The organism is Aquibaculum arenosum, assembly GCF_029222965.1.
GTDB lineage: Bacteria > Pseudomonadota > Alphaproteobacteria > Kiloniellales > DSM-21159 > Aquibaculum > Aquibaculum arenosum.
Genome location: NZ_JARHUD010000011.1, coordinates 54591 through 66576 on the forward strand (window position 1 = coordinate 54591; position 11986 = coordinate 66576).

At 70.4% G+C, this 11986-nt stretch carries 14 protein-coding genes; 9 read left to right on the forward strand and 5 right to left on the reverse strand.

The window, feature by feature from the left end:
• Window positions 1–9: 9 nt before the first annotated feature.
• The gene (locus tag P2G67_RS15145) at window positions 10–456 is read right to left on the reverse strand and encodes a hypothetical protein (protein WP_275824098.1); all 447 of its coding nucleotides are present in this window, start codon (window positions 454–456) and stop codon (window positions 10–12) included.
• A gap of 94 nt (window positions 457–550) precedes the next feature.
• On the opposite strand from P2G67_RS15145, the gene P2G67_RS15150 reads away from it, so the two are divergent.
• From P2G67_RS15150 to P2G67_RS15175, 6 genes are all read left to right on the forward strand, one after another.
• A complete protein-coding gene (locus P2G67_RS15150; RefSeq protein ID WP_275824099.1) occupies window positions 551–1033 on the forward strand; it encodes a hypothetical protein in 483 nt (160 codons plus the stop codon).
• A 219-nt stretch (window positions 1034–1252) separates the two neighbouring features.
• Window positions 1253–1900 (forward strand): DUF2460 domain-containing protein, encoded by a 648-nt coding sequence (locus P2G67_RS15155; protein WP_275824100.1) that lies wholly within the window; start codon window positions 1253–1255, stop codon window positions 1898–1900.
• 370 nt (window positions 1901–2270) lie between these two features.
• Entirely contained in the window at window positions 2271–4913 is a 2643-nt protein-coding gene (locus P2G67_RS15160) for a phage/gene transfer agent baseplate hub protein (protein ID WP_275824101.1), read from the forward strand.
• Complete coding sequence (locus tag P2G67_RS15165) at window positions 4910–5365, forward strand: C40 family peptidase (RefSeq protein WP_275824102.1); 456 nt, start codon at window positions 4910–4912, stop codon at window positions 5363–5365. Before P2G67_RS15160 ends, P2G67_RS15165 begins: the two co-directional genes overlap by 4 nt.
• 3 nt (window positions 5366–5368) lie before the next feature.
• Window positions 5369–7687, forward strand: coding sequence for a phage tail protein (locus P2G67_RS15170; RefSeq protein ID WP_275824103.1), 2319 nt, complete (start codon window positions 5369–5371; stop codon window positions 7685–7687).
• The gene (locus tag P2G67_RS15175) at window positions 7684–8316 is read left to right on the forward strand and encodes a DUF2793 domain-containing protein (RefSeq protein ID WP_275824104.1); all 633 of its coding nucleotides are present in this window, start codon (window positions 7684–7686) and stop codon (window positions 8314–8316) included. The genes P2G67_RS15170 and P2G67_RS15175 overlap by 4 nt, the downstream gene beginning before the upstream one ends.
• A gap of 8 nt (window positions 8317–8324) precedes the next feature.
• Here P2G67_RS15175 and P2G67_RS15180 read toward each other — a convergent pair whose 3' ends face one another.
• Together P2G67_RS15180 and P2G67_RS16435 are read right to left on the reverse strand one after the other, a co-directional pair.
• Window positions 8325–8690 (reverse strand): helix-turn-helix domain-containing protein, encoded by a 366-nt coding sequence (locus P2G67_RS15180; RefSeq protein ID WP_275824105.1) that lies wholly within the window; start codon window positions 8688–8690, stop codon window positions 8325–8327.
• A gap of 9 nt (window positions 8691–8699) precedes the next feature.
• Window positions 8700–8798 (reverse strand): type II toxin-antitoxin system RelE family toxin, encoded by a 99-nt coding sequence (locus P2G67_RS16435; RefSeq protein ID WP_367575379.1) that lies wholly within the window; start codon window positions 8796–8798, stop codon window positions 8700–8702.
• 63 nt (window positions 8799–8861) lie between these two features.
• Here P2G67_RS16435 and P2G67_RS15185 point away from each other — a divergent pair, with 63 nt between their 5' ends.
• Window positions 8862–9068, forward strand: a complete 207-nt coding sequence (locus P2G67_RS15185) for a hypothetical protein (protein ID WP_275824106.1) — start codon at window positions 8862–8864, stop codon at window positions 9066–9068.
• Between the two features lie 129 nt (window positions 9069–9197).
• Here the strand turns inward: P2G67_RS15185 and P2G67_RS15190 are convergent, their stop codons facing one another.
• Window positions 9198–9626 carry a type II toxin-antitoxin system PemK/MazF family toxin gene (locus tag P2G67_RS15190; RefSeq protein ID WP_275824107.1) on the reverse strand — a complete coding sequence of 143 codons (429 nt, stop codon included), beginning with the start codon at window positions 9624–9626 and terminating at the stop codon, window positions 9198–9200.
• A gap of 156 nt (window positions 9627–9782) precedes the next feature.
• Here P2G67_RS15190 and P2G67_RS15195 point away from each other — a divergent pair, with 156 nt between their 5' ends.
• Window positions 9783–10478, forward strand: coding sequence for a hypothetical protein (locus P2G67_RS15195; protein ID WP_275824108.1), 696 nt, complete (start codon window positions 9783–9785; stop codon window positions 10476–10478).
• Window positions 10478–10717, forward strand: a complete 240-nt coding sequence (locus P2G67_RS15200) for a hypothetical protein (protein ID WP_275824109.1) — start codon at window positions 10478–10480, stop codon at window positions 10715–10717. The genes P2G67_RS15195 and P2G67_RS15200 overlap by 1 nt, the downstream gene beginning before the upstream one ends.
• A gap of 206 nt (window positions 10718–10923) precedes the next feature.
• On the opposite strand, the gene P2G67_RS15205 is transcribed toward P2G67_RS15200, so the two are convergent.
• Window positions 10924–11616 (reverse strand): SOS response-associated peptidase, encoded by a 693-nt coding sequence (locus P2G67_RS15205; RefSeq protein WP_275824110.1) that lies wholly within the window; start codon window positions 11614–11616, stop codon window positions 10924–10926.
• Window positions 11617–11986: the final 370 nt, after the last annotated feature.

Consider the following 11986-nt stretch of genomic DNA (forward strand, 5'->3'; position numbering starts at 1 on the left):
CTGTCCGGGTCAGCGGTCGGCGCGCAGCACCGGGCCGCGGGCCGAACGCGGGGGCGCCGGAGCCAGATCGGGGTCTTCCGGACGGCTTTCACTGGCCAGCCGGGGCTCGAAGCGTGGCTCGGGCGCGGGGCGACGTGGCGGCGCTTCGGCGGGCCGGCGCGGTGTCGCCTCGGCACTGTCCAGCTTTCGGTCAAGCTGGCGATAAAGGCGCAGCAAGCGGCTCTGCTGATCCAAAGCCGCCGCTGCGGCAACACAGAGCAGGGCCAGGGTCACCCAGCCGGCGGCCCAGAAGGCCGAAACCACAAAATTATTGTTCAGCAACACCCGTGGCCCCTCGGCACCGGTGCCACCGGCGCCGGGCGGGCTCATCAGGCGCACGCCGGCCAGGTCGCCGGCCAGCGGGATCATGGCAACGCCGAGCAGGGCCAGCGCGCAGAGCAGCAGCAGGGGTCGCATGATGACCTCTTCGGAAGTGGCGTCTCTCTCGGATCATAGCGCGCTGCCCCTTTCGGTCCAGTGACGGCCGTGTGTGAGCAGGAGGAGGAATGCAATGCCCCAAGATAGCGAGGAGAGGATGGCGCTGCTGCGGCAAGAGCTGCCCGAGGACCTGGAAGCACGCCTACAGAACCTGGAGCGGCAAAGCACGCTGACCGCCCGCGGGATGGAGGACATGGGGCGCCGCGGTGCGCGGGCGCTGGAACGCATCCTGCTGCAGGGCGCCGATGCCGAACGGCAGATGCAGCGCCTGGCCGCCTCGTTGCGCGACCAGGTCCTGCGCGAAACCTTGGTGCGGCCGCTCGGCGACCTGGTGCAGCAAGCCGCCGGCCGTCTGCTGCCCGGTGGCGCCGTGGTGGAGCGGGCGGTGTCGCAGGTGGCTTCGAGAGTGGAGATGCCGGCCGGCCCGGCTGCGAGCCCTCAGGTCACCATCAACGTCTCGGCGCCAGGCGGCGATCCGGCGCAGGTGCGGCGCTCGATGGGTCGGGCGGCTTCGGAGCTGGCGCGGGTGGTGGCGCGGGGGCAGCGGAATTTGTGAGTTGCGGCCCGCCGGTTCGTCATTGCGAGGAGGCGAAGCCGACGCGGCAATCTAGGGCCGTTAGCCTGTGGCCCTGGATTGCCGCGCTCCCTGCGGTCGCTCGCAATGACGAGGCAAAGAGGGTGACGAGGGAAAGAGGGTGACGGGGCAAAGGATGGCGGAGGAGAGCATGCAGCAGCCTATCCAGGTGGCCGGCTCCGCGTGCCGGAACGGTGACCGATGAGCAGCTTCGACGACGTGGCCTTTCCGCATCCGCTGTCGCGGCGCTCGGCGGGTGGGCCGGAGTTTCGCACGGCGATCGTGGAGACGGCCTCGGGGCGGGAGTATCGCAATCAGGAGTGGGCGGCGGCGCGGCTGCGCTTCGATGCGGCGCGGGGTCTGCGCTCGGTGGCGGAGCGCGATGCGCTGCTGGCCTTCTTCTATGCCCGGCGCGGCCGGGCGCGGTCCTTCCCCTTGCGCGACTTCTCCGATCACAGCTCCGCCCCTTCCGGTCCAGGGGGCGGCACCGGCACGCCGGACCCCGGCGACCAGAGCCTGGGCGAGGGCGACGGGCAGACCACGGCCTTCCAGCTGCTCAAGTGGTACGGGGAGGGGGCGGGCGCCTATGCCCGGACCATCCTGCTGCCGGTGACGGCGAGCGTCCGGGTGGCGCTGGACGGGGTGGAGCAGGCAAGCGGCTGGTCGGTCTCGCGGCCGGGCGGGGTGGTGACCTTCGAGACGCCGCCGGCGAACGGCGTGCTGGTCTCGGCCGGCTTTCTCTTCGAGGTGCCGGTGCGCTTCGATGCCGATCGCATCGAGATGCAGTGGATCTCGCCGGCGGCCCAGGAGCTGGGCGAGGTGCCGCTGGTGGAGGTGCGTGACCTTTAAGGCCCCTTGGGTGCTTTTGTCCTTTCATTCACGCTTCGAACAACGAGATGAGCTTCAGGCGAAATTGACCGGAGACGAGTGATGAACTTGCACAGACTCGCCCCACTTCTGGGTGACAATCTCCAGATCGCGAGCGGCAGACTGGTCGGCGGCCTCCTCCTACTCACCCTGGTGGGCGGAACCCTGGCGTGGCTGTTTGTGGGCCTTTGAGATAGGCCGTCCCGCCGCCACGCGCGGCGGTCAGCTGCTGTAGCAGCCACACTCCACTTTCACGAACCCTGAACGGTGCGAAAGACAGTCTTTCGCGCCGCCATTGGCGTTTGCCCCGCGCAGTCGCAAGGCCCATTCCCACCCGCGGGAGGAGACTGCCATGCCCCCTGGTTCTGCAGTCGAAGCATCCTACGGCGGCCTGGTGCGCTGGACGCCCAGCAACCGGCCCGGCTCCCTGGCGCGCTTCGATGCGCGCTATTGGAACGTCGACTTCTCCATCGACCCGCCGATCGCCGCCGCCGTGATCAGCGACGGATCTTCCAAGATGACGGTCCACGCCGTGGCGCGGCAAGACCGGGACTTCGTCGGGCTGATCTGGGAGAGCGAGGATCGCTGGAGCCACCCGCTGCACCGCTACGAGGCCCAGCCCTCCTATCGCAATGTCACCTTGCGCTTCCGCTGGATCGGCAGCGCGGACTCCAAGGCGCTCGACGGCGAGGACGGGCCGGTGATCACGCTGGAGACCTACGGCGGCCCGGCGCACTACATCCGGCTGTGGAACCACCGGGTGCTGCCCAACCCGAACGCGGACGACGACGACCCGCGCGACCAGGTGATCGAGATCACCTTCGACGAGGCGCTCTTGACCGGCTTCAATCCGCCGGACCCGAGCGACCCGGACGTGGACCCGGACCTGGTGGAGGCGGCCCGCGCGCCGTTGGACCAGATCAAGCGGCTCTTCTTCTCCATCGTGCCGCAGGGCTATGTGGACGATCCCGAGCACGATCCGGAGCCGCTGGCCTCGGAGGTCGACTTCTGGGTGACCATCGAGGACATCGCCTGCACGAGCGCGGGGCCCGGGGGTGTGACCCAGCTCAAGCGGGTGACGGCCAACGAGCCGCTGCATTCCTTGCGCATGACCGACGGCTACGACAACGCCTACCACCTGACCCCGGCGCGGGTGGTGCAGCAGGCCTGGCAGCTGGGCTACCGCAGCGAGTGGGTGCTCTACATGGGCATCAGCCACTTCCACAACCTGACCCGTGACGGCAGCGCCTGGCGGGTCGATCCGGCGGCGCCCGGCCTGAATGCGCCGACGGTGGCCTGGCTGCAGGCCTTCTGCGCCGAGCTGGAGGATCGCGGCTACGCCCTCTGGCTCTCGGTCTCCTTCGAGGTGCTGGCCACTTACATCCCCCAGGCCTGGGCGCAGCGCAATTACGCCGACGAGGTGGCGCTGACCGGCTGGTCGCCGCCCTCGTCGCTGATCGCGCCGACCTCTGCAGCCGGCCTGGCCTGGCTGGCCAAGGTGGCGATCCACTGCCTGGACATCGCCACGGATGCCGGGCTCGCGCCCCGCTTCCAGATCGGCGAGCCCTGGTGGTGGGACGGGTCGTTTACCGACCAGGCGCCGCACATCTACGACTTCGGCACGCTGCAGGCCTACAACAACGACACCGGGAACTTTGCGCCCACGCCCAGGCTGAAGAGCGTCTTCGAGCCGGTGGGGCCGCACGGCCCCTATCTCGACTGGTGCCGCGAGCAGCTCGGAACCGCGACCCAGACGCTGCTTTCGGCGGTGCGCGCCGAGCACGCCACCGTCGAGACCGCGCTGCTGCTCTTTACGCCGCAGGTCTTCCGGCCGGACAGCGCCATCCTCACACGCCTCAACTTCCCGGCCACGGCCTGGGAGTACCCGGCCTTCGACGTGCTGCAGATCGAGGACTACGACTGGGTCTTCGAGGGGCGCTTCGACCTGACGCCCAAGACCTGGGAGGTGGCCCGCGACGATCTGGGCTATCCGCTTTCGGCGATCAACTACTTTGCCGGCTTCGTGCTGAACGAACGCGACGCCTACCAGTGGCGCCACATCGAGCGCGCCATCCGCGAGGCTTTCGACCATTCTCCGGCGGAGGTCTTCGTCTGGTCGCGCGAGCAGGTCTTGCGCGACGGCTGGACCGTGGGCGCGGATCGGCCCTGGGTCGAGACGCAGGCCCCGCGGCTCACCCGTCTGGCGACCTGCTGGCGGGTCGAGCGGCGCGACGGCGCGGTGCTGGGCTTTACCACCCACGACCGGGAACTGACCTTCGGAAATCTCACCTACGTCCCCGCGGTCAGCTTCCAGCCGACCGAGGTGCGCGCGCGCAGCGATCTTTCTCCCGGTGCCCTGGAGGCGCTGGGCGGCTTCTCGGCGGAGGAGATCAGCGAGGCCGACCTGCGCGCCGGGCTCTATGACGGGGCGGAGGTCACGATCTGGCAGGTGGACTGGGCCGATCCTTCGGCCGAGCGCCGCTTGCTGGCGCGCGGGACCATCGGCGAGGTCTCGGCCGACACGGCCGAGGGAGGCTTTCGCGCGGAGCTGCGCGGCATGGCCGGCCAGCTGGCCCAGCCGATCGGCGAGGTCTATCAGCCGCTCTGCCGCGCCGACCTGGGCGACGCGCGCTGCGGGGTGAACCTGGGGCCGCTCACCGTGGCGACCACGGTGACGGCGCTGGGCGGCGGCGGTCCCTTCGAGGCGGCGGACCCGCGCTCCCTGGAGCTGGCTGCCTCAGTGGCCGATGGGGCTTACAACTATGGTCTCTTGACCTTCACCGGCGGGGCGAACCAGGGCCTGGCCTTCGAGATCGCCGAGAGCGACGGCGGCCGGGTGCATCTTTTCGAGCGGCCGCCGCATGACGTGGCGCTCGGCGATGCGGTCACCATCGTGCCCGGCTGCGACAAGACGCTCGCGACCTGCCGGGAGCGCTACAGCAACCTGGTCAATTTCCGCGGCGATGCCGTGCTGCGGCCGGTGCGGCGGTCATGAACGTGACAACACAAGGCGACCTCGCCGCGGCCATCGTGGCCGAGGCGCGGGGCTGGATCGGCGTGCGCTATCGCCACCAGGGTCGGCTCAAGGCGAGCGGGGTGGACTGCGTCGGCCTGGCGGTGGGCGTGGCCCGGGAACTCGGCCTGGCGGTGGCCGACCGGCTCGACTATCCGCGCCGGCCGGACCCGGAGACCCTGCGCGCCGGCCTGGCGGAGCAGCTGCTTGAGATCGATCCCGCGGCGGCGCTGCCGGGCGACCTGCTGCGGCTCGCGCCTGGCGGCAAGGCAACGCATGTGGGGATCTGCTCGCGCCTGGCTGACGGGCGGCCGGGGCTGATCCACGCCTATGCGCCCTGCCGCCGGGTGGTGGAACACGGCTGGGACGGCCGCTGGCCGGGCTTGGCGGTGGACGCCTGGCGCTGGCCCCCCTTGTGCTTGCCTGGGGAGTAACGCATGGCAACGCTCGCACTTTCCATCGGCGGCGGACTGGTCGGGGCCTCGCTGTTTCCGGCCGGGGTGACGCTTTTCGGGGCGACCTTGGGCGGGGCGGCGATCGGGCAGGCGGTGGGCGGTCTGGCCGGGGCGGCGATCGATGCGCTCTGGCTCTCGCCCAGCCTGCCGCGGCAGCGCATGGAGGGGCCGCGGCTGCAGGAGCTGCGGGTGACCGGCGGCGACTATGGCACCGGCATCCCCCAGGCCTATGGCGGGGCGGTGCGCCTGGCCGGCACGGTGATCTGGCTCTCGCCCGTGGTCGAGACCCGGGAGGAGAAGTCGGAGGATGCGGGCGGGAAAGGCGGCGGCGGCGAGGTCGAGACGGTGGAGTACAAGTACCACGTCGACGTGGCCCTGGCGCTGGCCGCCGGGCCGATCGCCGATGTGCGCCGGCTCTGGGCCGACGGCCATGTGATCTGGCAGAACGGCAAGGACAAGCCCTCCACCGCCGAGGCCATCACCATTCACCGCGGGACCGAGAGCCAGCAGCCCGATCCCCTGATCGAGGCGCATGAGGGCGCGGGCCAGGTGCCGGGCTTCCGCGGCCTGGCCTATATCGTGCTGGAGCGCCTCGCCCTGCACCGCCACGGCGGGCGCCTGCCGAACCTGGTGGCCGAGGTGGTGCTGCCGCCCGCGCGCTCGCGGCTTGCCGATGCGGTGACCGACCTCTGCCGGCGCGCCGGGGTCGAGGATGTCAACGCCACCGCGCTCGAGGGCCAGGCGCTGCAGGGCTACATCGTGCCCCGGGTGATGAGCCCGCGCGAGGCGATCGAGCCGCTGCAGCGTTCGGGTTTCTTCGATGCGCGCCTCGAGGAGGAGGGGCTGGTCTTCCAGCTGCTCGACCAGCCGGTGATGCACGAGGTCGAGGCCGCGGACCTCGGCGCCGGGCCGCAAGGTCAGCCGGGCCCGCGCCTGCCGACGGTGCGCGCCGATGCGCGCGCCCTGCCGCGGGCCATTGCCGTGCAGTACGCTGACGCCCAGCGCGACCGCCAGCCCGGCGTGCAGCAGGCCCGGCGCCAGGCCAGCGGCAGCCACGTGGAGACCGAGCTGCAGCTGCCGCAGGTGCTCTATGCCGACGAGGCCCGGGCGGTGGCCGAGCGCAGCCTGGAGCTGGCCTGGCACCAGCGCGAGACCATCGAGCTGGCGCTGCCCTCGGCGGCGCGGCGCCTGGCCGCCGGCGACCTGCTGCGCCTCACCCACCAGGGCCAGCGCTATGACCTGCGGGTGCTGGAGCGCTCCGTGACGCCCGAGGGGGTCTGGCAGTTCTCCACCGTGAGCGACGAGGCGCACCGCCTGCCGCCGCGCCCGGGTGCGGTGGCGCCGATACCCACCAGCCCCTATCCGCGCCCGCCCTCGGCGAGCGAACTCCACGTCCTCGACCTGCCGGCCCTGCGTGCGCGGGACGACGACGCCGGGGTCTATCTGGCGGCCGTGCCCGAGACGCCGCAGCGGCCCTGGCCGGGAGCGGCGCTCTATGAGGTCCGCGACGGCGAGCTGCTGGAGCAGACCCGCATCGGCATCGCGGCGATCACCGGGCGCAGCCTCGAGGCCCTGCCGGCGGCAAGCCCCCACCTCTGGGACGAGGTGAACAGCGTGCGCCTGCAGCTCGACGACCCGGATCGCATCCTCACCAGCCACTCGGCCGCGGCCGTGCTGGCCGGGAGCAACGCCCTGCTGCTGGGCGAGGAGGTGCTGCAGTTCCGTGAGGCCGTGGCGCTGGGAGATGGTGAATGGCGGCTCTCCGGCCTGCTGCGCGGGCGGCTCGGCACCGAGGGCGCGATCGCCGGCCACGCCAGCGACGAGCGGGCGGTGCTGCTGGCGCCGCGCGGGATCAGCCGACTGCCCCTGCCGGTCAGCGCCCTGGGTGTGACGCGCAGCTATAAGGCGGTGACGCTGGGCACCGACCCGGACCTGGTGGCGGCGGAGAGCTATGCACCGGCCGGTCGCGCCTTGCGGCCCTGGGCGCCGGCACATCTGCGCGGTACCCGCCAGGCGAACGGCGACTGGGAGCTGAGCTGGGTGCGGCGCGCGCGGCTCGATCGCGGCTGGCGCGATGGCGTCGATGTGGCGCTGGACGAGGCGCAGGAGCGCTACCGGCTGCAGGTGCTGGACGGCGGCGGCGCGGTGCTGCGCAGCGTCGAGGTGACGAGCCCGGCCTACAGCTACACGGCGGCGCAACAGACGGCCGACCACGGCGACCCGGTCGAGCATCCGCGCATCCGGGTGGCGCAGCTCTCGGCGGCGGTGGGCGCCGGCGACTTTACGGAGGAGACTCTATGAGCGAGACCCCGCGCCTTGGCCTGCCCTATCTCGACATGGGCCAGGCCCAGAAGGAGATGACCCACAACGAAGCCCTGGCCCGGCTCGACGGCCTGGTGCAGGCGACCTGCCTCGAGGTCCGCAGCGACCCGCCGGGCAGCCCCAGCGAGGGCGACGTCTATCTGGTGGGCGACAGCGCCACCGGCGATTGGGAAGGCCAGGAGGACAGCCTGGCGGCCTGGCACCAGGGCTGGCACTTCACGGCGCCGGAAGCCGGCTGGCGGGTCTACGACCAGGCCCGCGATCGGCTGCTCACCCACGACGGCGGCCAGTGGCGGGTGGTGCCGGCGCTGCAGATCCCGAGCCTCGATAATGGCTGGATCGGCTACGGCAGCGGCTATGCCGGCATCCGCTATTACCGCGACGCGGAGGGCCGCGTGACCATCGAGGGCGTGATGCAGGCCGGCAGCGACGGCGTGGTCTTCACGCTGCTGGAAGGCTACCGACCGGCCGAGGCCCTCATGTTCTGCTGCTGGTCCGGCGGCGGGCCCTACCGCGTCGACGTGCGCGCGAACGGCGAGGTGGAGGTGCAGGCCTCCAACACGGTCTTCTCCTCGCTGGCCGGGATCAACTTCATGGCGGTGGGGTGAGGGGCGGCTCAGATCAGGTCGTCCAGCTCCAGGTTCAGGGCCTCGGCAAGGCGCTTCATCACGGAAAGGCTCCCCTCCTTGCGGCCGCTCTCGATCTCGCTGAGATAGCCGGGGCTGATGCCGGCCGCCTGGGCCAGCGCTCGTGCGCTCATGCCACGATGTTGACGCCAGACCCGCAGGGGCGCTTCCCCGGCCAGCAGCCGGTCCACCACCGTGGCCGGAACCTGTTCTTCCCGCCCGGCCGCCAAGTCCGCCTCCACCTGCCGCGCCATGGCGATGTCCATGCGGTCTTCCGCGGCGGCGATCAGCTCTTCGTACTCGGCCAGAGGCAGGACCACGAGGGTTTCGCCCTGGGGCGTTCTGATCTTCTGCATGCGACCCTCCTAGTCGTAGACCTTGCTGCGCGGACCGATCTTCAGGATGTCGAGCACGCACCCCCGGTCGTTCATGATCACCCGCCAGTCGCCGACGCGCAAACGCATGTAGGGCGAGCCACGGCTTGCCAAGGACAGGCAGTGGCGCGAGCCGCGAAAAGGAATCCCACCATGTACCGCGAGAAACTCGACCTGATGCTGGGCTCCGCCGCCACCGCCTTCGGTACCTCTGGCGCGGCGCTGCAGTGGTGGGGGCAGCTCGGCAGCCTGCTGCTTGTGGGGCTCAACGTGATCCTGGCCTGCGCCGGCCTCTACCTGATCTGGCTGAGGATCCGCAGGGCGCGGCTTGAGCTGGAGAGGGTGAGCCGGGACCGGTGAGGGAAATTGTGTTGGCGGAAAATATCAACCCCGCCGGGCTTGGCTTTGCCTCGGCGGGGTTGGCCATCCAGAGGATGGTCTTGAGGCTCAACGGCAAGGCCGCGAGCAATCACTACAGAATGTGCGCGTTCATAGATGAATGTTCAAGTGGTCCAGGCCCAGAGCGCACAACACACAAGCGCGAACGCGCTGGAGGTCGTCCGGATGAAGTTTCGGATGGATGTACTTTCGTTTCCCAAGCTGGTCGCGCTCCGTTCTGAAAAGGTCGAGGCGTTTGAAGCCAACGGTCGCGAGCATATCCGCTTTTGCCCAGAATTCTGGCGCGCTCCATCGGCCGGGCAGTGGGCGGTCTGGCACGATGCGACATTGATGGCGCACGGGAGCCGCCGGTGCGGTCGTGCTTAGTGGAACGACGGTACAAAGGAAGCTCCGGTGCCGCAGACGGGGCGAAATGACGACAACCGGGCGGCGTTTCACCATCTCCGGTGGTTTGAAGCCGCCTAAGTCATAGTCGCACAGCAGGAGTGTGCCCGCCTGCACATCGTACTTGATCGCCATGTATCAGCGGTTCTCGTTGTAGTTTCCGATGCCGCGGCAGTTCCCTGAAAAGAATGCATGTGCCTGAGATCAGGTGTCAAAGGCGCGAAGATCAGTGTCAAGCGATTGGGGCGTCCGGAAAGTTGCCCTTCTCGCTTGAGGGGTGAGGAGAGGGCCATGAGCCGAGCGCCGCGGGGGATCCGCAATCACAATCCCGGCAACATCGAGAAGGGCGACCCCTGGCAGGGGCTGGCCGAGGATCAGTCTGGCGACGATCGCTTTGCGGTCTTCGAGGGGCCGGAGTGGGGGATCCGGGCGATCGCCCGGGTGCTGATCACCTATCAGGACAAGCACGGCCTGGAGACGCCCTACGAGATCGCGCAGCGCTGGGCGCCGCCGCCGGAGAACGACGCCCGGGCCTATGCCCAGCAGCTCGCCACGCGGCTGGGGGTGGGGCTGCACCAGGCGATCTCGGTGCACGACTATGCGGTGATGCGGGCGCTGGTCGAGGCGATCATCCGGCACGAGAACGGGGTGCAGCCCTATGACGGGGCGACGATCAACGAGGGCCTGCGCCTGGCCGGGGTGAAACCGCCGGCCGAAGCGCAGCGCCGCGCGCTGGAGGAGAGCCGGCCGCTGGGCCGCACCCGCACGCTCAAGGGCGGCCGGGTCGCGGCCGGGGCCGGGGGTGTGGCGCTGGTCTCCGGTGCCATTGCCGAGGCGGCGCCGGCGCTGCCGGTGCTGGGCCAGGCGGCCGCGCTGATCCGCGCACACGGGAGCGTGATGCTGCTGGCCCTGGGGGCGGTGGCGCTCGCCGGAGTGGCCTGGGTGGTCTATGCGCGCTGGGACGATCGGCGGCAGGGGCTGCGGTGATGGGGCTGGTGAGCTGGCTGGCGGGGCGGCTGTCGGGGATCTCGCCGTTGGTGCTGGCGCTGCTGGCCGGACTGGCGCTGGCCGTCGGGCTGCGGCGCGGCGGCGAGCGGGCCGGGCGCGCGGCGGCGGTGGCGGAGCAAGCGAGACGGGAGAGAGACAATGCGCGAGCGCAGGCGCGGGCGGCTGCCCGCTATCGCCGCAACGGCGCTGCTGAGCGGCTGCGCCGGGGCAGTTTCTGAGGGCGGCAGCATCGCCCGGCCGGCGCTGGTGGCCTATCCGCCGGCTTTTCAGGCGCGGGCGGCCGCGGAGCTGGAGCGGCTGGGGGCGGGGTGTGCGCTGCATGTGGTGGCGGAGGAGGGCGCTAGGTGCTCGGCCGTCGCGCGGATGATCGAGGACTATGGGGAGCTGCGGGCGCGGCTGCGGGAATAGAAGTTGGGTCTATCCTCTATGCATTGCCTGTTAGCGGCGCGATCAGCTCCGCGCCCTGGGCTTTCGGCGAGCCGACGCGGCGGTCCACGGGGTGGTGGATGAGTGTGCCGGCGGGGGCCGGCTGCAGCAGGTCTTGCAGCAGTGGCGGCGGGGCCTGGGGATCGAGCCAGGTGTCCCAGGCCGCTTCTGATGTCAGCACCACCGGCATCCGCTCGTGTAACTCGGCGACATCGGGCGAGGCCGTGGTGGTGATGATGGTGCAGGTCTCCAGCGGCGGCGCATCGGGCTCGTCGCGGTCGCGCCAGCTCTCCCAGAGGCCGGCGAAGGTGAGCGGATTGCCGTCGTGCGCCTGAATGTAGTGCGGCTGGCGCGCCGCACGGGGGCCGCTCCATTCGTAAAAGCCGCTGGCCGGGATCAGGCAGCGCCGCGCCTTGAAGGCGGCGCGGAAGGAGGGCTTGTCGGCCACGCCCTCGGCCCGGGCGTTGATCATGCGGTTGCCGATGGAAAGCTCCTTGGCCCAGGAGGGCACCAGGCCCCAGCGCGGCAGGAACGTCTGGCGCTCGTCCGTCGTGGTCTGCCGGATCGCCAGCACCTGCTGGGTCGGCGCGACATTGTAGCGCGGCTCCAGCGGCAGTTCCGCCTGCTCGTGGATCCGGTAGAGATCGACCAGCTGCCGCCAGGTCATCGCCTGGGTGAAACGGCCGCACATGGCGCGCTCCTTCGCTGCTTCCGTTCGGGTCGACAGTCTGGGCCAAGCACTTCGGTGGCACCAGCCCCTGTCCCTACAAAGGACCATATCCGGCGACAGGCGTTGGCGGCATGATCGCGGAGCTGGGCACCTCTATTAACCTCACAGCGCTGGCCTGTTTATGATTCACTGGGCTGGTGGACGCGCGGGGAGGCAAGGGATGGCGAAAGCTCCGGGATTGTTTGACGTGGAGGAGCGGCTGCAGCGGCTGAGCGACATTGGCGATCAGCTCGAGGCCTTTGCAGCGGTGGTGGATTTCGAGATATTTCGGGCAGACTTGATAGCAGCGCTGGGTTATAGCGATGGCGCCAAGGGCGGCCGTCCGCCCTTT